20 protein-coding genes and 1 tRNA gene are annotated in these 20,419 nt (G+C 65.0%); 12 read left to right on the top strand and 9 right to left on the bottom strand.

What is annotated here, in order from left to right; translation table 11 throughout:
* Entirely contained in the window at positions 1-438 is a 438-nt protein-coding gene (locus tag AADX97_RS12520) for a hemerythrin domain-containing protein (protein ID WP_374236206.1), read from the bottom strand.
* A gap of 204 nt (positions 439-642) precedes the next feature.
* On the opposite strand from AADX97_RS12520, the gene bchE reads away from it, so the two are divergent.
* The 5 genes from bchE (at position 643) to AADX97_RS12495 (ending at position 7,376) form a co-directional block, all read left to right on the top strand.
* Entirely contained in the window at positions 643-2,307 is a 1,665-nt protein-coding gene (bchE, locus tag AADX97_RS12515; RefSeq protein ID WP_374236204.1) for a magnesium-protoporphyrin IX monomethyl ester anaerobic oxidative cyclase, read from the top strand.
* A 220-nt stretch (positions 2,308-2,527) separates the two neighbouring features.
* The gene (locus AADX97_RS12510; protein WP_374236203.1) at positions 2,528-3,856 is read left to right on the top strand and encodes a porin; all 1,329 of its coding nucleotides are present in this window, start codon (positions 2,528-2,530) and stop codon (positions 3,854-3,856) included.
* Positions 3,857-4,223: 367 nt separating this feature from the next.
* Positions 4,224-5,417, top strand: a complete 1,194-nt coding sequence (locus tag AADX97_RS12505) for an efflux RND transporter periplasmic adaptor subunit (protein ID WP_374236202.1) — start codon at positions 4,224-4,226, stop codon at positions 5,415-5,417.
* Positions 5,414-6,667, top strand: coding sequence for an ABC transporter permease (locus AADX97_RS12500; RefSeq protein ID WP_374236201.1), 1,254 nt, complete (start codon positions 5,414-5,416; stop codon positions 6,665-6,667). Before AADX97_RS12505 ends, AADX97_RS12500 begins: the two co-directional genes overlap by 4 nt.
* Positions 6,660-7,376: an ABC transporter ATP-binding protein gene (locus AADX97_RS12495; RefSeq protein ID WP_374236200.1), complete on the top strand. Its 717-nt coding sequence runs from the start codon at positions 6,660-6,662 to the stop codon at positions 7,374-7,376. The genes AADX97_RS12500 and AADX97_RS12495 overlap by 8 nt, the downstream gene beginning before the upstream one ends.
* Positions 7,377-8,683: 1,307 nt before the next feature.
* Here the strand turns inward: AADX97_RS12495 and AADX97_RS12490 are convergent.
* Positions 8,684-9,151 (bottom strand): tetratricopeptide repeat protein, encoded by a 468-nt coding sequence (locus AADX97_RS12490; protein WP_374236199.1) that lies wholly within the window; start codon positions 9,149-9,151, stop codon positions 8,684-8,686.
* Positions 9,152-9,307: 156 nt separating this feature from the next.
* The gene (locus tag AADX97_RS12485; RefSeq protein WP_374236198.1) at positions 9,308-10,828 is read right to left on the bottom strand and encodes a multiheme c-type cytochrome; all 1,521 of its coding nucleotides are present in this window, start codon (positions 10,826-10,828) and stop codon (positions 9,308-9,310) included.
* Between the two features lie 431 nt (positions 10,829-11,259).
* Between AADX97_RS12485 and AADX97_RS12480 the strand changes: the two genes are divergently transcribed.
* The 4 genes from AADX97_RS12480 to AADX97_RS12465 all read left to right on the top strand — a co-directional run bounded on the left by AADX97_RS12480 (position 11,260) and on the right by AADX97_RS12465 (position 14,432).
* Positions 11,260-11,850: a cytochrome c gene (locus AADX97_RS12480; RefSeq protein WP_374236197.1), complete on the top strand. Its 591-nt coding sequence runs from the start codon at positions 11,260-11,262 to the stop codon at positions 11,848-11,850.
* A 13-nt stretch (positions 11,851-11,863) separates the two neighbouring features.
* Positions 11,864-13,147, top strand: a complete 1,284-nt coding sequence (locus tag AADX97_RS12475) for an NAD(P)/FAD-dependent oxidoreductase (protein WP_374236196.1) — start codon at positions 11,864-11,866, stop codon at positions 13,145-13,147.
* 26 nt (positions 13,148-13,173) lie between these two features.
* Positions 13,174-13,770: a hypothetical protein gene (locus AADX97_RS12470; protein WP_374236195.1), complete on the top strand. Its 597-nt coding sequence runs from the start codon at positions 13,174-13,176 to the stop codon at positions 13,768-13,770.
* A 176-nt stretch (positions 13,771-13,946) separates the two neighbouring features.
* A complete protein-coding gene (locus AADX97_RS12465; protein ID WP_374236194.1) occupies positions 13,947-14,432 on the top strand; it encodes a hypothetical protein in 486 nt (161 codons plus the stop codon).
* A 48-nt stretch (positions 14,433-14,480) separates the two neighbouring features.
* On the opposite strand, the gene AADX97_RS12460 is transcribed toward AADX97_RS12465, so the two are convergent.
* The 5 genes from AADX97_RS12460 to AADX97_RS12440 all read right to left on the bottom strand — a co-directional run bounded on the left by AADX97_RS12460 (position 14,481) and on the right by AADX97_RS12440 (position 17,484).
* Positions 14,481-15,005, bottom strand: a complete 525-nt coding sequence (locus tag AADX97_RS12460; RefSeq protein WP_374236193.1) for an ATP-binding protein — start codon at positions 15,003-15,005, stop codon at positions 14,481-14,483.
* A 139-nt stretch (positions 15,006-15,144) separates the two neighbouring features.
* Complete coding sequence (locus tag AADX97_RS12455) at positions 15,145-15,963, bottom strand: DnaT-like ssDNA-binding domain-containing protein (protein ID WP_374236192.1); 819 nt, start codon at positions 15,961-15,963, stop codon at positions 15,145-15,147.
* Entirely contained in the window at positions 15,960-16,184 is a 225-nt protein-coding gene (locus AADX97_RS12450; RefSeq protein ID WP_374236191.1) for a helix-turn-helix domain-containing protein, read from the bottom strand. Before AADX97_RS12450 ends, AADX97_RS12455 begins: the two co-directional genes overlap by 4 nt.
* A 515-nt stretch (positions 16,185-16,699) precedes the next feature.
* Positions 16,700-16,867: a hypothetical protein gene (locus AADX97_RS12445; protein WP_374236190.1), complete on the bottom strand. Its 168-nt coding sequence runs from the start codon at positions 16,865-16,867 to the stop codon at positions 16,700-16,702.
* Between the two features lie 152 nt (positions 16,868-17,019).
* Positions 17,020-17,484: a helix-turn-helix transcriptional regulator gene (locus AADX97_RS12440; protein ID WP_374238754.1), complete on the bottom strand. Its 465-nt coding sequence runs from the start codon at positions 17,482-17,484 to the stop codon at positions 17,020-17,022.
* Positions 17,485-17,625: 141 nt separating this feature from the next.
* On the opposite strand from AADX97_RS12440, the gene AADX97_RS12435 reads away from it, so the two are divergent.
* The 3 genes from AADX97_RS12435 (at position 17,626) to AADX97_RS12425 (ending at position 19,019) form a co-directional block, all read left to right on the top strand.
* On the top strand, positions 17,626-17,982 hold the full coding sequence (locus tag AADX97_RS12435; protein WP_374236188.1) for a flagellar transcriptional regulator FlhD: 357 nt from the start codon (positions 17,626-17,628) through the stop codon (positions 17,980-17,982).
* Positions 17,979-18,578: a FlhC family transcriptional regulator gene (locus AADX97_RS12430; protein ID WP_374236187.1), complete on the top strand. Its 600-nt coding sequence runs from the start codon at positions 17,979-17,981 to the stop codon at positions 18,576-18,578. Before AADX97_RS12435 ends, AADX97_RS12430 begins: the two co-directional genes overlap by 4 nt.
* Before the next feature lie 120 nt (positions 18,579-18,698).
* A complete protein-coding gene (locus tag AADX97_RS12425) occupies positions 18,699-19,019 on the top strand; it encodes a helix-turn-helix transcriptional regulator (protein WP_374236186.1) in 321 nt (106 codons plus the stop codon).
* A 1,263-nt stretch (positions 19,020-20,282) separates the two neighbouring features.
* Here AADX97_RS12425 and AADX97_RS12420 read toward each other — a convergent pair.
* Positions 20,283-20,373, bottom strand: a tRNA-Ser gene (locus tag AADX97_RS12420).
* Between the last annotated feature and the right edge of the window lie 46 nt (positions 20,374-20,419).

Genomic DNA, 20,419 nt, shown 5'->3' with positions numbered 1-20,419 from the left:
TCATGCCGCCTTTAGCCGGTTGAGGATATCCGGGGTCTGGTCGCCCAGATTCTCCTCGGCCATCGGATAGAGGATGCCTTCTTCCTTTGAGTTGTGTTGCTGGATCACCAGATGGAGCGTCTCCAGGATTCCGAGACAGGCGTCCGCATCCTGCTCGCCGACCGCCTCGTTGAGCTCCTCCACCAAGGAGCGCATCTGACCGTGCTCCATGGTCATTATGGCGGTCGGCCCGGAGGCCCATGGGCTGACGGCGACCAACTCCGGAAACAGCACCTGCTCCTCCATGTCGAAATGGCCGAGCAACGCAGTCGAGAAAGCCTTGTCGTGCTCCGCGAGTCGCGTCCAATCGCCGCCCGAGACCGCCTGCTCGCAGGCGGCGAGCAGGCGGTCACAGCGCTGATGGTCGTCGGTCATAAAGGTGGCGATCGAGTCGGTCATGGCGAATCCTCCGGTTGAATGCTCAGGCATTGTCCCGGCATGGGGCAGTGCTTCCTTGACCTAGGTCAGATCGTATCGACCGCGAACGCGACGGCAACACATGCAAATCCGAGTCACCCGGGCGGATTTGACCTGTGTCAAGGAAGATCAGGAGGCCGACTGTCAATCTGCATTGACACTCACCATCGGCCGGGGGCTCGACGCATGCGCATTCTCTTCATCCACCCAAACTATCACTCGGGCGGCGCCGAGATCGCCGGCAATTGGCCGCCGGCGTGGGTGGCCTATCTCACCGGTGCGCTCAAGACCGCGGGCTTCACCGAGGTGCGCTTCGTCGACGCCATGACCAACGATCTGTCCGAGGAGCAGGTCCGCGCCGCCATCGTCGCGTATCGCCCCGACGTCGTCGGCTGCACGGCCATCACACCCTCCATCTACAAGGCCCAGCGCCTGCTCGAGATCGTCAGGGAGGTCGACCCGAAGATCGTCACTGTGCTCGGCGGCGTGCATGCCACCTTCATGTATCAGCAGGTCCTGGGCGAGGCGCCCTGGATCGATGCCATCGTGCGCGGCGAGGGCGAGGAGATCATCGTCGATCTGGTCCGCACCATCGACGAAGGCCGCTGGCCCGAGGAGCGCGGCAAGGTCAAGGGCATCGCCTACGCCGTCGACGGCAAGATCATCGCCACCCCGGCCGCCCCGACCGTGAAGGACTTAGACGCCATCACCCCCGACTGGGGCGTGCTGGAATGGGATAAGTACAACTACATCCCGCTCAACAAGCGCGTCGCCATCCCGAACATGGCCCGCGGCTGTCCCTACACCTGCTCCTTTTGCTCGCAGTGGAAGTTCTGGCGCGACTACCGCATCCGGGATCCGAAGAAGGTCGTCGACGAGATCGAGACCCTGGTGCGCGACCACGACGTCGGTTTCTTCATCCTCGCCGACGAGGAGCCGACCATCAATCGCAAGAAGTTCATCGCCTTCTGCGAGGAGCTGATCGCGCGCAATCTCGGGATCCTTTGGGGCATCAACACGCGCGTCACCGACATCCTGCGTGACGAGGACGTGCTGCCGCTCTATCGCAAGGCCGGCCTTATTCATGTCTCGCTCGGCACCGAGGCCGCGGCCCAATTGAAGCTCGACCGCTTCAACAAGGAGACCACGGTCGCCGACAACAAACGGGCCATCGCTCTGCTGCGCGATGCCGGCATCCTCACCGAGGCACAGTTCATCGTCGGGCTCGAGAACGAGACCGCCGAGACGCTCGAAGAGACCTATCAGATGGCGCGCGACTGGAAACCGGACCTCGCCAACTGGGCCATGTACACCCCCTGGCCGTTCACGGATCTCTTCCGCGAGCTGGGCGACAAGGTCGAGATCTTCGACTACGAGAAGTACAACTTCGTCACGCCCATCATCAAGCCGGCCGCCATGGATCGTGCCGAGCTGCTCGACCGCGTGATGCACAACTATCGCCGCTTCTACATGCACAAGGCGTTCTTCTCCTATCCCTGGGCCGGCAGCGGCGAGCGGCGGCGTTATCTGCTCGGCTGTCTGAAGGCGTTCCTCAAGGCCGGCTTCGAGCGCAAATTCTACGATCTGGGCAAGGTCAACTACTGGGGTCCGCAGTCCAAGAAGAAGGTTGACTTCCACTTCGACCCCAAACGCACCCGCGTCGCCGAGGGCGGCACCGACTGGAAGGCCAAGCACAGCCGCAAGATCAAGGGCGACGTCCAGGCCCAGATCATGGCCTGCGGTGGCGGCAAGGAGCAGCTCGATCAGGCCGAGATCGATGCCCTGACGGTCGCGCCGCCGACGCTGCCCAAGGCGGCCGCCAAGGCGTCGGTTAAGGTGATGATCGAATAGGAACGGTTTAACAATGAGGTAACATCACTCGACCAGAGAATACCTTTGCCTGGATTCTCGTTGTCGATTACGACAACGAGAACGACAACGATTAGATTCGGTGCTCAATTTATTTCTGAGGCGTGACGGAGGGGCGAAAGCGACCCGCGTCACACGACACCGAAGTGATCGTCTAGCGGATCAGCAAGACACACCTCGGGTTCATTTGCAGGCGCTCGACATGACAACCCTTACCCTCGCCCATCGATTTCTCATCACCGCCGTTTTGGGGGTCGCTCTTACCCCGGCCACCCCTGTCATGGCGACCAACTGGATCATGCTCCAGGGCACCGAGCCCGCCACGGCCCCCGCCTACAAGGCTTTCGGCTTCGTCGGTATCGACCAGCAGCAGACCAGCGGGAGCCACCTCCCTGCGGGTCCCTGGCAGGGACAGCCGATGGTGTTGAACCAGATCCCACCCAAGCTCGAGGAGAATTCCGTCCTTCAGTTCTCCTATGCACGTCTGGGAGTGCGTGGCCGGCTCCTCGACGGCAAGCTGAACTACTGGATCTCACCTCTGGCGGGGGACAACGCCATCTCCGCCAACGGGACCCCGAACGTCAAGTTCACCGATGTGAGCCTGACCCTGAACCGGATCCCCCATGCACGGATCCGCATCGGTCAGTTTTTCATGCCCGGCTCCGAGGAGGGTATGACCCCCGTGATCGTGCGGGACTACATCAACCCGACCAGTGTCGGGAGCCAGATGGTGAACGAGCTGCCGTTCGACAGCGACGGGCTGCCCAGCCGGGACGCCAACGACCCGACGGGCCCGGCGAGCGGCTGGCGCGACACCGGTATTCAAGTCTTCGACGCCTTCACGACCGGCGCCTGGGAGCACACTTATGCCCTGATGGCGGGCACCGGCACCGGGCTTGCGATCTACAACGGCTGGTCGAGCGGGCAGCCCGAGTGGCACCTCTACTGGAGCTCGGAGCTTGTCTTCGGCGGCACCGGCCCCTTCCGCGAGGGGCTCAAGCTCTTCGCCTGGCACCAGGACGGGGAGCGCGAAGTTCGCGCCGGGCTGGCACAGACGAAGCAAGACTTCGACCGCGAGCGCTACGGGCTGGGCGCCACCTTCCGCCGCGGGCCCTGGCGCGCGGCAGCGGAGTGGATTAAGGCCGACGGAATGATCTTCAACGGCACGGATGGCGCCGCGGTGCCGGGAGCCGTCAGCAACAATGGCAATCTGGTCGCCTCCTATGAGGTTCTGCCGAAGGAGGAGGCGGATGGCTGGTATCTGGATGGCGGCTACACCCTCTTCGGGAAACTGGAGCTGCGCACTCGCTTCGATCGCCTGAACCGCGCCACCGCGAGCGCCCTGACCGAGCGCCGCTTCGACACCCTGACCCTGGGTCTGACCTACCGCTTCAACAAACAGGTGCGGGTGCTGGCCGACTACCAGTTCCGCGACTTCGAGGCCCCGGGGTTGCCTGGTAGTGCGGTACCCAACCAGAACCTGGCGGACGTCGACGACCTCCTCGCCTTCCGGGTCTGGGCAAGCTTCTGATCCACAGCACGGGCACACGAAGAGCCCGAGCCACCCGCTTTCTTATGCTGTTCCTCGACAGGGTCGATGGCGAGCGTCCCCACGGCGGATCGATTCTCACGGAGAGCGGGCACCCGGCACCTTTGACCTGAGTCAAGGACGAAGCGCGGCTCCATCCCCATGATTCATACAACTTGGGAGGTGCGCGATGTTCTGGAAGTCCGCTTTCGTTCGGAATGTCTCTGTCCCGTGCATTGGCCTGTGATCTCGATCCCCGTGCCGTTCCGCAACTCCGGGTCCCCGATGGGTCTTCAAGGCGTTTTCCGACGTCGACACACCCTTCTCGACCGACTCCCCGGAGTCGCTCGCCATTGCTTCTGAGCTTCCTATGAACCTTCCCAAGCCAAGCCGGCGTGTCGTCTTTCTGCTCGCGGTGCTCGTCCCGCTCATCGGCGCCTTCCTCTGGCTGGCGCTGACATCGGGTCCGCTGGCCCCGGTGCCCGTCACCCTGACCACCGTCGAGATGCGTCCTGTCACCCCGACCCTGTTCGGAGTGGGCACGGTCGAGGCGCGCTACACCTACCGCATCGGTCCGACCTTTGCCGGCCGGGTGCGGCGGGTCGAGGTGCAGGTGGGTGATCGGGTCGAGGCCGGCCAACTGCTCGGCGAGATGGATCCGGTCGATCTCGACGACCGCGTCGCCGCGGCGGACGCGGCTCTGCACCGCGCCGAATCCGGCGTGGTCGCGGCCCATGCCCAGGTCGGCGATGCGCAGGCGCGGCGGGATTTCGCCAGTGCCCAGGTCGCCCGCTACGAGCAGCTTCTGCTGTCTCGCACGGCCAGCGAGGATACGGCTGAGGCCAAGCGCCAGGAGGCCCAGGTCGCCGAGGCGGGTCTGGCACTGGCCGCAGCCAATCTGGAATCCGCCGAGCAGGATCTCGTCCGGGTCCGGGCGGAGCATGAGGCATTGGTGCAGCAGCGGGCCAATCTGCGCCTGATCGCACCGGTAGACGCACTGGTGGTTTCGCGCGACGCCGAGCCCGCTAGCACCGTCGTGGCGGGACAGTCGGTCGTGGAGGTGATCGACCCGAGTCGTCTCTGGATCGATGTCCGCTTCGATCAGCTCGGCGCCGGGGCGCTGCGTGCCGATCTGGGGGCCCGCATCGCGCTGCGTTCGCTGCCGCTGGAGACCTTGCCCGGCGAGGTGCTGCGGATCGAGCCGCGGGCCGACGCCGTCACCGAGGAGTTTCGCGCCAAGATCGCGTTTTCGACGTTGCCCGAGCCGCTGCCCCGACTCGGCGAGCTGGCCGAGGTGACCGTGGCCCTGGAGCCGCTCGAACCGGCCCCGGCGCTGCCCAATGCCGCCTTGCACCGGCGCGACGGCCAGCTCGGCGTCTGGGTGTTGGATGACGCCGGTGCGCGCTTCGTCGCGGTCGAGACCGGCGCGCGTGACCTGGAGGGTTGGGTCCAGATCCGCGACGGCCTGGTGTCCGGCGATCGCGTGATCCTGCACTCGCGCGTCCCGCTCAGGCCCAGCCGTCGGGTCGAGATCGTCGAGCAGATCCCCGGTCTGCCCCGATGATCAGCCTGGCCGGGCGCGACATCCTCCATGCCTGGGGCAAGTTCGTCTTTACCGGTGTGGGTCTCGGGCTCCTGATCGGCGTGACGCTCTCCATGGCCGGCATCTACCGCGGCATGGTCGATGATGCCGAGGTGCTGCTCGACAACAGCGGTGCGGACCTCTGGGCGGTGCAGAAAGACACGCTCGGCCCTTACGCAGAGCCGTCCACCCTCGCCGACGATCTCTACCGGGGCATCCTGACCCTGCCGGGCGTCGCGCGCGCGGCCAACGTCACCTATCTCACCATGCAGGTGCGGCCGGTCGCCCCGAATCAGACCGGCGTTCAGGCGGGCAGTCCAGCCGGCGACGAGGCCGCGCGCGAGCGCCGCGCCATGATCGTCGGCGTGGTTCCCGGCGGTTTCGGCGAGCCCGGCCAACCGCCCTTTCTGGTCGCCGGGCGCCATCTCACGCGCAGTCATTACGAGGCGGTCGCGGACGTGACCACCGGCTTTCGCCTCGGCGAGCAGGTGCGCATCCGCCGCAACCTCTACACCATCGTCGGGCTGACCCGGCGCGCGGTCTCCTCGGGCGGTGACCCCATGGTCTACATCCCCCTGAAGGACGCCCAGGAGGCGCAGTTTCTCAAGGACAACGACGCCATTATCGCGCAGCGCCGCCGCACCGCGGCCAACCCCGTCTTCAACCGACCCGGTCAACCGGAGGTGCTCGATGCTGTGCTGGCCGCCCAGACCCAGAGCAGCTCGGTGAACGCCATTCTGGTGCGTCTCGAGCCCGGTGCCGACGCCGATGAGGTCGCCGCCGACATCCGACGCTGGAAGCACCTGACCGTCTACACCCGCGCCGAGATGAACGAGATCCTCCAGGCCAAACTGATCGCCACCTCCGCGCGTCAGATCTTCATGTTCCTGGTGATCCTCTCGGTGGTGAGCGCGGCCATCGTCGCCTTCATCATCTACACACTCACGCTCGGCAAGATCCGCGAGATCGCCGTACTCAAGCTCATCGGCACGCGTAACCGCACCATCGCCGGGATGATACTGCAACAGGCGGTCGGGCTCGGGGTGATCGGCTTTGTCGTCGGCAAGACCGTGGCGACCCTCTGGGCGCCCATCTTCCCCAAATACGTCCTGCTGCTCCCCGGCGATGCCGCGCGCGGCTTCCTGGTTGTGGTGATCATCTGCGTGCTGGCGAGCCTGGTCGCCATCCGCGCCGCGCTCCGGGTCGATCCGGCGGAGGCCATCGGTGGCTGACGACACCCAAGGCATTCTTATCGAGGGGCTGCGCAAGCGCTACGGCAGCGGCGACACCGCGGTGGACGCGCTCAAGGGTGTCGACATGGCGGTCGCCCCGGGCGAGGTGGTCGGGCTCGTCGGGCCCTCGGGGTCCGGAAAGAGCACCCTGCTCAAATGTCTGGGCGCCGTGATCGAGCCCACCGGCGGGCGCATGATCCTGGGCGATCACCCCATCTACGATGACGGCTGGCGCATCCGCGATCTGCGCGCCCTGCGTCGGGACAAGATCGGCTTCGTGTTCCAGGCGCCCTATCTCATCCCCTTCCTGGACGTTACCGACAACGTTGCCCTGCTGCCGATGCTCGCGGGCCGCCCCAACGGCGAGTCGCGCGAGCGAGCGCGCGAGCTGCTCGCGGCACTGGATGTCGAGCATCGCGCGCGCGCCATGCCGTCGCAACTCTCCGGTGGCGAGCAGCAGCGCGTCGCCATCGCCCGCGCCCTGGTGAACCGCCCGCCGGTGATCCTCGCCGACGAGCCCACCGCACCGCTCGACAGCGAGCGCGCCCTCGCTGTCATCCGCATCCTCAACCGGATGGCCCTGCAATATCGGACCGCCGTCATCGTCGTCACCCACGACGAGAAGATCATCCCCACCTTCCGGCGCATCTATCATATCCGCGACGGGCGCACGCACGAGGAGGCCGGCGAGGGACGGGCGCTGGATTAGCCGACCCTGGATTGAGCCGATTGTGTGTCTGGCTTTGGCCCGAAATCAACGCATCAGTCCCTCCTCTGTAATGGCCTGGTCCGCCCCCGCTCCTCCGACGAGCCCTTTGCCCAAATTTAACGTGCGCCGTGGAAAGGCGGTGCTCTCCCAGTGGGTGAAGTCCCACCCGGCAACTGTCGCTCCAACCGGACGTCCGTGAGGGACAGGCCGGGCGCTTTGGGGTGGCGGAGATGCCCGTAATACTCAGGTGACCGGGTGATGCCGGTGGAGGGAAGGGGCCTCAGTTCAAGACAAGCGCGGGAGGTAAAACAGGACAGGAGATTGGGTGTGGATCGTGAGGACTTCGTGGCGATAGATGCCTACGGGGCCGAGCGGTGGCTCGGGAAACTGGCGCAGAGCCTCAAGCACGAGGCGTACTAACCACAGCCGATCAGGCGCGTGTTCATCCCCAAGGCCAACGGCAAGAGCCGACCGCTGGGCATCTCGACCCTCCGGGATCGGGTTTGCATGACGGCCGCGATGCGGGTGTTGGAGCTGATTTTCGAAGCCGACCTACCCATGGGAGCAGTATGGCTACCGCGCGGGGCGCAGTGCCCAGCGACGCGGCATCCCACAAGGATCTCCGATCCTACCCTACTGGCCAACCTGTCTATGCGCCGGTTTGTGCTCGGGTGGAAACAACGGGGTTTGGAGCAGCGCCTGGGCAGTCGCCTCGTGACGTATGCCGATCATCTGGTGATCCTCTGCCGGGCGCGGCAAGGCGGAGGAGGCCCTGCAGCACACGCCTCTGTCGACTCCCGGAAGAGTCGTTTGACTTTCTGGGCTACCGCTTTGAACGCATCTATTCACCGCGCACAGAACGCCCCTATCTGGGGGCGAGTCCATCACGCAAGAGCGTCCAGCTCGTGGTTGGTACGACCTATGCTTAGTCGGACCGAACAGGCCGCGACCGGCATCAGATAGGGTAGTTTGGGCGGGCGTGGCCGGCGGCGTCGCGGTCGCGGTACGCTCGCAGTCGTTTTTCGTCACCCCATCGGGCTTGAGGATCGGCTCGGGGCGAGCCGGAAGACGTCTTTGAAGTGCGGATGCACCAGCACCGCGCCGAGCATCTGCTGATCATCGGCGGTGGTGCCGTTGCGATGGTGCTTCTCGCCTCACTGCGCGCAGTGGATCGTCTGCGAGGAGAAGTCGCCCGTGCCGTCGATCGAGAGCAGGTCATGCTCATTAAGGTTGGCAAACCCCCCCAGCTTGTACAGAACGCTGTTCGCCGAACTGCAGCGTGGCAAGGGTGTTTAGTAGTTAGTGGGTCACTCCGGATGCGCCGCGGGCATCTCGCCCGGGGCCGCATCGGCACGGGCCATCGCCCGGTCGATATAGGCGATCAAGGACTCGGCTTCTTCGCGCTTTGCGGGGTCGATGCGGATCGCCTCGTCCAACGCCGCGCGTGCCAATCCGTAACGCCCGCTATGCAGATAGGCCACCGACATGCCGATAAAGGCGTTGGCATTGTTCGGGTCCAGCCTCAGGGTCTCGCGAAACCGCTCAATCGCGCCCGGATACTCCTGCTGCATCAACAGCGCACCGCCGAGTCTCAGTCGCGCCAGCGCCGAGGTCTGATCCAGTGCGACCGCCTCCTGCAGGACGGCGACGGCGGCCGGAAGCTCCCCGGCCTGAAGCTTGGCCTCGCCGTCTCGGATCAAAGCCTCGGCATCGGCGGCAAGTGTCGCTGTCGAGACCAGCAACAGGGCAAGGAAGACGATCGGAATCGTGCGCATCGGTGGCTCTCGGGGGCTGGGCGCTCCCGGACGCGAGAGCGGAGGGTTGAAACCGGAAGGGGGTTTGGATGATCGCTGATCGGGAGTGGGCACGGCGTCGCCGGCAGGTCATGTAGGGGCGACTTAAGTCGCCCCTACAGCCGAGCGCTCGGCGCCTTACTTCAAGGATCCCTCGCCATAACGCGCCTCGAAGCCTTTACGGACCACATCGAGCTGATCCTTGCTCATGCCGTTGAAATACCAGTCATGCCCGTCGATCGGCTTGAAGTATTCCTCCAGCAGGGCGACCGCGAACTCTTCATTGCCGTCCTTCTTGATCACCACCTCTTTGAGCTCCGGGATCCATTTGAAGTAGGTGTGCTGGGCGACCTCGTACATGCCGTGCCACCAGGTGTAGTCCGGTCCGCTCATGGATGCACCGTGACGCGCGCGACGACCCTCGTGATGCCAGATCTCCCACCAAGTCCACTCGATCTTCTCGTCGAAGGGCGCACCCGTGATATAGCCGTCATCCTTGAGTCGAACCATCATGGCCGCGATCGGCTTGGCGAACTTATCGTTGTAGAGGTCAACCACGTCGTCGAACTGCTTGTAATGGCCCGTGATCACGCTCTCGGCATGACAGCCGAAGCAGACCTTTTCCATCTTGGCGCGCCGATCCTTCCAAGTCAGCACCTCGATGACCTTTGAGCCCTTCGCCTCGTCGCCCACCGCCGGAATCGGCTGACCCTCGGGCACATCGAACTCCTGTCCGTTCTCCAGTTTGACCAAGTTGATCTTGGTCGAGATCGGCGGACGCAGGGTCCAGGAGATGCGCTCGCCGACGTTGTGCGTGGCCCCGATCCCCGGTCCGGCGCTCATATGGCAGGTCGCGCAGGTCGGTGCGGCCGAGTAATCCACACCCGCGACCCATTTGCGTGAATCGAGGTTCATCTCGTCGACCTTGGCGCGGTAGATGATGCCGTGCTTGGATTCGTTGTAGACCTCGATCTGCGGATGATCCGGTCCGACATGGCATTTTCCGCAGGTATCGGGGGTGCGCGCTTGAGCCCGCGAGAAGCGATGCCGACCGTGACAGGCCGTGCAGGAGCCGAGGCTGCCGTCCGGGTTGATCCGGCCGATGCCGGTGTTGGGCCAGGTCCCGGGCGTCGGGCGACCCTTGTTCTTGCCTTCGGTGTAGAACTCCAACTCGCCGCCGTGACACTGCTTGCAGCCGGCGTTGACCGCGGCGGGTCCGCCGATGACCTCGCCGAGCAGATTGTCGAGCGAGCCCAGGATCTGACCGGCTTTCGCGTGATGGGAGCCGTCCATCTCCTCGAACTCGGTCTGGTGACAGGTCGAGCAGTTCTTCGGCGTCACCACGATGGAGATGAACTCGCCCTCGTGCTTGAAAGCATCGATCGCGCCTTCTTCACGCTGATGACAGTCCAGACAGTGCACGCCGGCCTGACCGTGCGCGCTGTGGTTCCACTCCCAGTAAAGACCGGGGTTCTCGGTCATATGACAATCCACGCACTCCTCACCGCGTGGATCCCCCCAGTCGACCCCTGCCTGACCGGTTGGACGTGCCGCCTCGACCGTGACGGCGAGGGTGAGAAGCCCGATGGCGAGACCCAATCGGGCGAGACCGACCCGACCCAGGCCCACGGGACTCGGTCCGCGAGGATGTTGCTTCATAGTGCACTCCGGATTCTTTAGTTATGGATCCCGTCCTTGGGCCAGTCGGCGAGCTCTCGCGCTGACGACCCCCCGCCTGATCGACCGACACGCGCCGAAAAAACAACGTGCGCTCATCGGACTTGGCGATCACCCCTATCGGCCCGGACGATGCCGAGAGGATTTCCTGGCGTCCTTGATCCAAGTCAAATTTAGCAAACGGTTGATGGATGGTTGATCTTTGTCAATACACTGCCTCCGATCGGACTTGCGCCGGATGGACCGCCCACCGTGCCGCCGATGCCGATTCCGGAACGGATCGGCCTTGATCTACATCAAGGCCGATCCCTCGGGAGTCGTTCAAGGTGCTGCGAAAACAACAATGATCCTCCGGTCGCAACCATCTCGACATCCGCAACCCGGAGGCCTGTCGACCCAAAGGAGAGAGTGCCATGCCAGTATCCACGCGGAGCCACGCCCTGTGCGTCGCGCTCCTGATCGGGACGCTCCCGAGCCTGCCGCTCCATGCCGAGGAGGTCCGCTCCGAAGGCATGCTCGCCAACACCTGCGCGGGCTGTCACGGCACGCTCGGCGCAAGCGCCGGGGAGGTCATGCCCACCATCGGCGGGATGGACAAGGGCTATCTCGTCGCGGTGCTCACCGACTACAAAACCGGTCGGCGACCCTCGACCATCATGGGCCGCATCATGCAGGGCTATGGCGACCAAGAGATCAGCGCGATCGCAAGCTTCTACGCCGCGCAGCCTTGGGTTTCCACCGACCGTGTCGCCGTCGCGGATCAACTCGCCGAGGCCCCGGCCCTGCACGAACGCTATTGCGAGAGCTGTCATCAAGACGGCGGGCGCTCTCAGGACAAGGAATCGCCGCGCATGGCCGGACAATGGGCGGGTTATCTGGAGTACGCCATGCAGGCCTGTCGCGACGGGGAGCGCTGCCACCCGCGCAAGATGAGGAACCGCGTCGCGGATCTCTCGGACGCGGAGATCGCGGCCTTGGCCCATTTCTACGAGAGTCAGAAATAGGAGGATCGACGAGATGAAAACACTGACCCGTAGAACCTTTCTGCAGTCCTCCATGCTGTCCACGGCCGCCGTGCTTGGCGCTCCGTCGCTCGCCGTCCACGCCGCAACCCCGCCGAAGGCCCGTGTGGTGGTGGTCGGCGGCGGTTACGGCGGCGCCATCGCGGCCAAGTATCTGCGGATGTCGGACCCGGACCTCCGCGTCACCTTGATCGAAAAGGAAGCGGCCTACGTCTCCTGTCCGCTCAGCAACGAGGTGCTCGGCGGCGAGCGCGACCTGGCCAGCCTCACCTTCGACTACCGTGGGCTGACTCGGCGCGGTATCGCCGTGATGCAGGACACCGTCGTCGAGATCGACCCGGCACAACACTTCGTCAAAGGCGCGAGCGGCAACCGCTACAACTACGACAAGTTGATCGTCTCGCCCGGCGTCGATTACGACTGGGGCGCGATCGAAGGCATGTCCGAGGCGGTCGCCGAGCGAATCCCCCACGCCTGGAAGGCCGGCAAACAAACCGAAATCCTGCGCAGACAGTTGGAAGCGATGGAGGACGGCGGCGTCTTCTACATCGTCGCGCCGCCGAATCCATTCCGCTGTCCGCCGGGCCCCTACGAGCGCGCCGCACAGGTCGCGCACTACTTCTCGACCCACAAGCCCAAATCCAAGATCCTGATCCTCGACGCCAAGGACGCCTTCTCCAAACAGGGCCTCTTCCAGGCCGGTTGGCAGGAGCACTACGGCGACATGATCGAATGGGTCTCGGGGGCGCAGGGCGGCATCATCGAGGCGATCGATCCCGAGACCCGTACTTTAATGGGGTCGTTCGAGGAATTTAAGGGCGACGTGATCAACCTGATCCCGCATCAGAAGGCCGGCACCCTCGCGCAAACCGCAGGACTTGCGAATGAATCGGGCTGGTGTCCGGTCGATCAGCGGACCTTCGAGTCTTCGATCCACAAAGACATCCATGTGATCGGCGATGCCTGTATCGCCGGGGCCATGCCAAAATCGGGCTATTCGGCCAACTCGCAGGGCAAGGTCTGCGCTGCCGCCATCGTCGCCGCGATCAACGGCGAAGCTGCACCCGCGCCGTCCTATGTCAACACCTGCTACAGCATCATCGCGCCCGAGCACGGCATCTCGGTCGCGGGTGTCTATCGGCTCGAAGAGGGGCGCATCGTGGACATTCCCGGTGCGGGCGGGGTCTCGCCGGCCGACGCGGATGCCCGAACCCGCGCACTCGAGCAACAGTTCGCGTTGGACTGGTTCCGCAACATCACCTCGGATATGTTCACCTGAGCGATCAAGCAGATCGAGGGAACAGCATGACTCGAGCGTACTCAAGCCGCGCGAAGCGGCATCTTGCCCAGATCCCACTGGTCGGACTGGTCGGACTGATGCTGCCCGGAGTCGCGCCGGCGGCACCGCCATCAACCGAGCCGGGCGTCCAAAGCGACGCCGATCCGACGGCCGGAGCGTCGCGCCTGCAAGCGCTTGAGCAGCGTGTCGATGAGTTGGCGCGTCGTCTGCAGCAGCTCGAATCCGGGCCGAGCTCGGGAGCCTCCGCCGCTGCGCCGTCAAAGGCCGGCGACATCCACTGGAGCTTCGATGCCGCGTTGAGCCGGGATCCATTCAACGTCACGCATCAGAGCTTCGATCGAGGGTCCGGGCGATGCGATGTCCTGCTCAAGATCGTCGCTCCGATCCCGGACCCAACCCCCTGGCAGGTCCCGTCCGGCGCGCCCGTCCCCGTGGTCGCGCGGATCGGACTCGCAGACGGCACCGCCAGCGAGAGCCTCGTCTTCCGCCTGGCCCGCGGGCCGCGGCTCGAGCCGGGGGCCATCCTTCATCTCGAGGCCCAAGTCCCGCCCGATCAGGCCGCCGCCATCAGCGGACTGTCCGTCGGCATACGCCGGGAGTGACCCGAGATCGACCACCCCATCGCGCTCACCGGCGCGACGCACCGGGTTGAGAAGCCACACCCGAGAAGAGCCGCGTCGGCGGTTCTCCGAGCGGTGTTCGGTATCCGATCGAGAGTCGGACGGGCGCTCCTGTGCTACCGTTCGCCTCATCGCTCCGACTCCCCGACGAGACCTCCATGGCAACACGCTACCCTTTGATCCTGGTAGATGCCTCAGGGTATCTCTTCAGCGCCTATCACGCGCTGCCCAAACTGACCAACTCCAAAGGCGAGGCCATCGGGGTGCGGATGGGTGTCGTCAGCATGCTGCGCAAGCTCATCGACGAGCATCGGCCGGACTATATCTGCGTGGTCTTCGACGAGCCCGGCAGGACCTTTCGCGACGAGATCTATCCCGATCACAAGGCCAATCGTCCGGCCATGGCGGACGATCTGCGCGAGCGTGCGATCGATCGAGCGAACGGCAGAGTGACTTGTCCGAGATGGGTCCGAGCCCGGGGGAGGGGATCGACCGGGCGGCATCGGGATCGCCGCGGCAGTGATCGATACCACGGGCTCCTTCATGACAGACGGTCGGAGCACGCGGTCCGATGTGCATGTTGCGCCCGCGGAGAGCATTGCATGGCCGGAGTCTCCCGAAGCGCCCTTCCTGCGACAGCGTGAGTCACCTCTCTCCGGAGAAGATCCGCACGCACCCGATCCCGGAGCGCATCAAAAGGCACCCCCGCTGCGCCGATAACTCGGCCAGGTGAACGACACGATGGGGGAACCGGTCTCCAGCAACCGTTCCATGATGCGCTCCCCAAGGTAGATCTCCATCTCGGCGGCGGTCAGGTTGCCGATCAGGATGGTGGGGCGCATCTCCCCGTAGCGGGCATTGAGCACGTCGAAGAGCATGGCACGGCGCTTGGCGTCGGTGCCGATCGCCACACCGACTTCGTCGAGCACGAGCAGGTCCGGGGTCGTGAGCAGGGCGAAGCTCTCGATCTCTGAGCGCTTGGCGACCGGCGAGTAGGCGTCGCGCAGCATCCGCAGCGCCCCGGAGATGGACATCAGGAGCCCGGTGCGGCCGGTGCGGATTACCTCGGTGAGGATTGCGCAGGCGAGATGGGTCTTGCCGGTCCCGGGTCCGCCGACCAGCAACAGCGAGCTGCCCCGCTGTCTGAGCGCCTCGAAGCGTTGTGCGTAGCCGCTGCACACCGCCAGGGCCTCTCGCTGTGCCCGGGTGTGCGCCACATAGCCATCGAAGGTCCGGTCCAGGAAGCGGCGCGGAATCCCACAGCTCCCGACGGCCCGCTCGAGGTGTGCCTGGGCCGCTCGGAGCCGCTCGGCGGCGAGTTGGTCGACCTCGGCTCGCCCGACAGCGGCCAGATCCTCAGCCGAGAGGATCGGGGATGAGCCAAGGGATCTGATCGAGGGGGGTGGCCCCGACGCTGTAGTCCTTGTCGGCCAATCGGGGCTCCGGCTCATGGTCTTGCCTCGTCGCGTCGCTTGCCTGCAGGGTCCGCAGTCGGTTGATGAAGGTCGCGTCCCAGCTGTCGCGTTGTGTGCCGGTGTCCGTCCAGTAGACGACGAATTCGTCGACCTGAGCCGCGGCCCAGGTGCGGGTCATGCCGTGCTTGGCGGCCCAGTCGAAGACCCGTTGACTGGGTTGCCAGTCGGGCGGGATGGGGGTGCGCCCTCCCCCGCGGATGCCGGGGCGTTCCGGTGCGGAAGCGTCGTCGCCGAACAGCACTGACGGCTCACTGACGGTTCCATGACGGTTCATATACCGGTCCGGGGGAACTGTGTTCCCGATCAAAGAGGAACTCTGTTCCCTACCGACGGAACCGGGTTCCCGACCCATGGGCACGGTGTTCCCTAAGGCACGCTGTTCCCTCCTCCCGGATAGGGCGCTGGGATCCCTATTCCACTGGCACCCTTGATCCTGCTGCGAGGCGGACAGCAGAAGCCGGTAGTGAGTCGCTCGTCCGGGTCCGCCTCTCGCGCGCTCGATCAGGGTGCCATCGAGCCCGCCCAGGGCCTTGGTGATGCCGCGGCGGCTGAGCTCCGTCATCCATTCCAGGAGTGCGAGGGAGGGGAAGCACTGCTCTCCCCGTTCGTCGGCATACTCGGCCAGCGCGAGCAGCACCAGCCGCTGAGCGAGCGTCAGTCCGCGGCAGTCCCAAGCCCAATCGCGTGCCGCTCGGCTCATGTCGGGCGCCCCTGCTCGGGGCGGCGTTGCAGCAGATCCACGACCTGGACATCCAGAGCGCGGGCGATGCGGCGCAGGCTGGCGAGGGTCGGGTTGGCGTCGCCGGTCTCGATGCGGCAGATCCAGGCTTGCGAGGTTCCGGCGCGCTTGGCCACCTCGGCTTGGGTCCGACCGGATCGCCTGCGCAGGTGACGGAGGTTTCCTCCGATGGTGCTGTTCATTCCGGGCTCCGAATCGTTGTCTGTGATATCCGGGCCGGCGGACCGGGCAGACCGTGACGCTGCCGCCGCCGACATGGAACATGCGCTCGAGACCGTCCCGCCGGCAGCGTGGTCGAAGCGTGGGCCGGTGCGGAAAGCGTCCTCGAACGCTGAACAAATGGTAGGCCGATTGCGTGCGCGGCGAAGCCGCTCAAGATGACGCTTTTCGACGCCTTTCGCGTGTTTTGGGTTTTTTAGCGGCCATCGGGAGCGACGTGGCGCAGCGCGCCGAGCCGGGGCGGCCCGGCACCCGAACAGCAGGAGACGAACAGGGGGATGACGGCTGGCGCGGGCTTGGCGCTTTCCGCCGGTTCCATGCGGTGGATGGACGGACGGCCCGATCGCCCGCGCAATCGCCGGAAGGTGTGCTCTGCCGAGGGCGCGCGAGGCTGCGCGGTACCGTCGCGACCGGGCCGCATCGGCAATCGTCGCCCGACAGACACGCGGCCGCTCGCGCACGAGCAGCCGTCGTCGGATCAGGACGATTCGAGCATCGTCGCGATCGTAAGACTGATCAGACTGAGATTGATGCCGCCGATATCGATGCTCACCGCCGGCATCGCCTCCGACGGCCTGGGCTTGGGCACGCTGTCGCCCATGATCCCGCGAATTGTGGAACGGATTTCATCACTGTTGTCGAGCATGGAAAAAACCTCCGCTGTTCCGTGATCCGAAGTCGGTACATCGTGTCGAACGCGACGGATCGTCGCCCGAGGCATCGACCGGGTCAACGCAAAAACGGGGCGTGCAGCCGTCATTCCGGGGCGGATTCGCTGAACCGTGCACTCGGTCACGCTCAGCTCGCCAGCCTGACAAGCTCCAACACCGGCGCCTTGCGGACATCCTCGCTGCTGCGATAGAGGCTGTAGAGCGCCGTGACCAGCTTGGCCTTCTTCGTCGGCGTCAAGGTGGCGCCGATCTCGTCGAGTCCGGCTTCGACGGACTCGAGCAGGGTTTCCAGCAACATCACGTCGACCGGACCCCGGACCAGCGCATCCGTGCCGTCCTCGGCACGCCCCTGTCCGGTCGCCAGCCAGAGCAGGGACACACCGGCCACGCGGGCGATATCGACCAGCTTGTCCGCCCCCGGAACGCTCACGCCCGCGAGGTACTTGCGGAAGATGCTCTCGGAGATACCGCACTTTTGCGCGAACGCCTTCGTGGACAGCATGCCCTTGGCCTGTGCCAGGCGCGTCGCGAACCCGGCAGCATCCCAGCAGGCTTCTCTAAGTAAATCAGAATCTTGATTGTCCGTCGCCATGGTCATACCACCCGAGTCGAGTGCCGAGAAATCGCTTTATAGCGCTTATAATGGCGCTTCTTACGCTTTTATGTTTGACAAGATCGCTTTATCAGCACGATTATAACACTATCGACATGTTTTTCTGCCGTGAGAACGACGATGACGGACACACCCTCGGCCCCCGACCTGGAGCCACCCCGGTCCAACCCTGCGCCGAACCACGATTGCGAGGTCGATACCCTGAACCTGATGTGGCTGCTCGGCGCACGCGAGTTGGCCCGTTCGGACACCGAAAAGGCGGTCTTGGTCTATGGTCTGGACCGGGAAGTGCTGGACATCCTGCGTCACGCCTCGCTCGCGATGCTGCGCGAACTGGCCGCTTCGGGGGTGCTGTTGTTTCGACCGCGCTTTCGCGTGTGCTGGCTGCAGGACCGTCTTCGCACGACCGGGCCGTCCGCACTCGGGCTGGGGCTACAGGTGATTCTGCTCGCCGCCGAGGAGGTCGCCCAACCGTGAGACTTCAGCACCATGCCAGGACGCAGTTGGCGATTACCTTGATCCGGCGCGGCATGCGCACCTCGCTCGTCGGGCGGATCAGCGGTCTGCGCCCGGCCGTGCTGCGCACCCTCCACCGCGAGATTCACGGCTGCAAGCCTTTGCCCGGTCAACTGCCGAGCACCGGCAGTCTCCTCGGCTCGGCGCGGCGGCAGGCCAACGCGTCGGTGTTCGCAGGCTTGTATCGTGCCTTCGGCGGCGCGGCGGTTCAGCGGAGCATCGACATCGAGGCGCTGCTCACGGGGCATCGCCTCTATCTGGAGCAGATGGTGCGGCTGGCCGCATCCGACACGCTCGGCGCCCCCCTCGACATCAATCAGGGCTGGGTGATTGCCCGCGACCTGACCACGGGGCTCGTGCTCTTCCGCACCTGCGAGCGCTGCGCGATCCCCTACGTGGCAGGGGCGTTCTCGCGCCGGGCGGTGGACTGTCCGATTTGTGCGTTGAAGATGTCTCGGCCGTCGCGCGATGGGGCTGATCGCCGGCCACCCGACGAAGCCGTGCATTCACCTCCGGCCGGGAATCACAAGGATCACATCACGACAACAGATCCCTGACGTCGGCCCCCCGTTCACCCTGCAACCCGAGCGATCGCCTTTGAATCCATCTTGGCGCCCAGTCCAATCCCGGCGCGCCGAAGCGCCAATCGAACCGCTTACTTCATTTGGAGACGTTACATGCCGACCTCTGTGCTGCGCTTGCGAACCGTGCTCGAGCGCACCGGCTACAGCCGTTCCGTAGTGTATGCCCGCATCGCCGCCGGACTGTTTCCACGTCCGATCGCGCTCGGTGCACGCGCGGCCGCCTGGCCCGAGCATGACATCGAAGCGGTACTCGCCGCGCTGATCCGCGCCGTCACCGACGACGAGCTGCGCACCCTGGTCTCGGGCATCCATGCGCGACGATCGACCTTCGGTCTCGTCGCAGATGAACGCGCGCACGCCGTCACGCCGGCCTCCGCCGCGCCGCAAGCGCCGACGTCACGTCGAGCAGGCTGACCCAGCAGACGGGGCGATCGCAGAGCAAAGCCGCACTGCGGCCGCGGGACGGCAGCTTTCGGACCGGTGCGGCAGAACCAAGTGCTGTTTCACAAACGAGAGGCCCAGGGACAGATCAAGCTCGGCGCCGCTCTCGGTTCGACACCCGCGGCCCTACGGCAGCGAAACCGGCAGTACTCGCCGAAGGATCCGTCTATATCTGCATGCAGGCCGGGGACGAGGGTTCGGCGCCGCCTTCGGATCCGTCGTCAAAGAGGAACGAGGGCAACCGGGACCGAATCGCTGCGATCTTCATCGGAGGTGTTGCGTGTCGCTCGTAATTCCGTCCAGGTGCATCCGGCCGCCGGACGGACGCGCTCCCAGACGACAGGCTGACACAAACCCGGTCCACTCTAAAGGCCCAGCCGGACCCGACACGACGTTGTGATCTGCCGGGTTCGACAGGCCCGCAAAGACTTCACGGCGTGACGGATGTGCTCTGTAAGTTGCCTTCGCCGCCCCCTCTGCTGCGCCCTTCGTCGGGTAGGCAACCGGCTCGGGCCGACGGCTACCAGGGCCGGTCGGTTTCTCTCCGCTTTCCTTGCCTCGCAGCGAGCATCCACGGCAGACCGAGAGCACGCCCGGGGAGGCGACGGCACAGCTCGACGCCGTTTCCGAATCGCAGCCCGGATGCTTGAACCGAACAGTCCGAGATGTTCCGCAAAGACCAGCGATTCGAATTGACTGAGCCAAGGGCCGAACCCCTTTCTGCGAACGGCGGCGCCAGTTGAGTTCGGGCATACAATTGCGAGAGTAGCGCTGCTCCGCCGGTGCGGGCTCCGAGGATCCTAAAGCGGCACCCCGGAAGTCGGAACGCCATCTCCCGAGACCGGCGCACAGAACGGTTCGCGGCGCTCGCATCCGCAAATGCAACACGCGCGGCGTACCATGTGCTGGGGATCGTGCAGGGAGGGCCACGCAGTCCACAGAGACTCGTCAGGAAAATGTCGTTGCGGTGCCACCCCGGACATTGGGTCGATGCCGGATTGCCGCGACGTGGTGGACACGAGACCCGTTACGTCAGCGTCGCCAAGCTATGGGGGCAAGCATGGCCGTCAGGCAGGCGCCAGGGCAAGGATGAAGCGTGTTCGTGATCCGAGACGCCCCTATGAACGGCTCCGTAGATCGAACGTTTTGGTTGGGGGCATTTTTGGGGGCAGTATGGTTTATACGGGACTTTCTGAATCTTAAGCTATTGTTTTTATTTTATTTTTTCTAAGTGAGTGGCGGAGAGGGAGGGATTCGAACCCTCGATAGGCTGTTAACCTATACACACTTTCCAGGCGTGCTCCTTAAGCCACTCGGACACCTCTCCACGGGAAATCGCGATCGAGCCGGTGGGAGGATTGCTCTCCTGTCGC

Source organism: Thiocapsa sp. C2-2m (assembly GCF_041903745.1).
Taxonomy (GTDB): Bacteria; Pseudomonadota; Gammaproteobacteria; order Chromatiales; family Chromatiaceae; genus Thiocapsa; species Thiocapsa roseilacustris.
Note: the sequence above shows the minus strand (reverse complement) of the source record. Positions and strands in the feature narration are given on the sequence as shown.

Coding starts and splice junctions, on each gene's coding strand:
- AADX97_RS12520 (WP_374236206.1), bottom strand. CDS start 438: ATGACCGACTCGATCGCCACCTTTATGACCGACGACCATCAGCGCTGT.
- bchE (WP_374236204.1), top strand. CDS start 643: ATGCGCATTCTCTTCATCCACCCAAACTATCACTCGGGCGGCGCCGAG.
- AADX97_RS12510 (WP_374236203.1), top strand. CDS start 2,528: ATGACAACCCTTACCCTCGCCCATCGATTTCTCATCACCGCCGTTTTG.
- AADX97_RS12505 (WP_374236202.1), top strand. CDS start 4,224: ATGAACCTTCCCAAGCCAAGCCGGCGTGTCGTCTTTCTGCTCGCGGTG.
- AADX97_RS12500 (WP_374236201.1), top strand. CDS start 5,414: ATGATCAGCCTGGCCGGGCGCGACATCCTCCATGCCTGGGGCAAGTTC.
- AADX97_RS12490 (WP_374236199.1), bottom strand. CDS start 9,151: ATGCGCACGATTCCGATCGTCTTCCTTGCCCTGTTGCTGGTCTCGACA.
- AADX97_RS12485 (WP_374236198.1), bottom strand. CDS start 10,828: ATGAAGCAACATCCTCGCGGACCGAGTCCCGTGGGCCTGGGTCGGGTC.
- AADX97_RS12480 (WP_374236197.1), top strand. CDS start 11,260: ATGCCAGTATCCACGCGGAGCCACGCCCTGTGCGTCGCGCTCCTGATC.
- AADX97_RS12475 (WP_374236196.1), top strand. CDS start 11,864: ATGAAAACACTGACCCGTAGAACCTTTCTGCAGTCCTCCATGCTGTCC.
- AADX97_RS12470 (WP_374236195.1), top strand. CDS start 13,174: ATGACTCGAGCGTACTCAAGCCGCGCGAAGCGGCATCTTGCCCAGATC.
- AADX97_RS12465 (WP_374236194.1), top strand. CDS start 13,947: ATGGCAACACGCTACCCTTTGATCCTGGTAGATGCCTCAGGGTATCTC.
- AADX97_RS12455 (WP_374236192.1), bottom strand. CDS start 15,963: ATGAGCCGAGCGGCACGCGATTGGGCTTGGGACTGCCGCGGACTGACG.
- AADX97_RS12450 (WP_374236191.1), bottom strand. CDS start 16,184: ATGAACAGCACCATCGGAGGAAACCTCCGTCACCTGCGCAGGCGATCC.
- AADX97_RS12445 (WP_374236190.1), bottom strand. CDS start 16,867: ATGCTCGACAACAGTGATGAAATCCGTTCCACAATTCGCGGGATCATG.
- AADX97_RS12440 (WP_374238754.1), bottom strand. CDS start 17,484: ATGGCGACGGACAATCAAGATTCTGATTTACTTAGAGAAGCCTGCTGG.
- AADX97_RS12435 (WP_374236188.1), top strand. CDS start 17,626: ATGACGGACACACCCTCGGCCCCCGACCTGGAGCCACCCCGGTCCAAC.
- AADX97_RS12425 (WP_374236186.1), top strand. CDS start 18,699: ATGCCGACCTCTGTGCTGCGCTTGCGAACCGTGCTCGAGCGCACCGGC.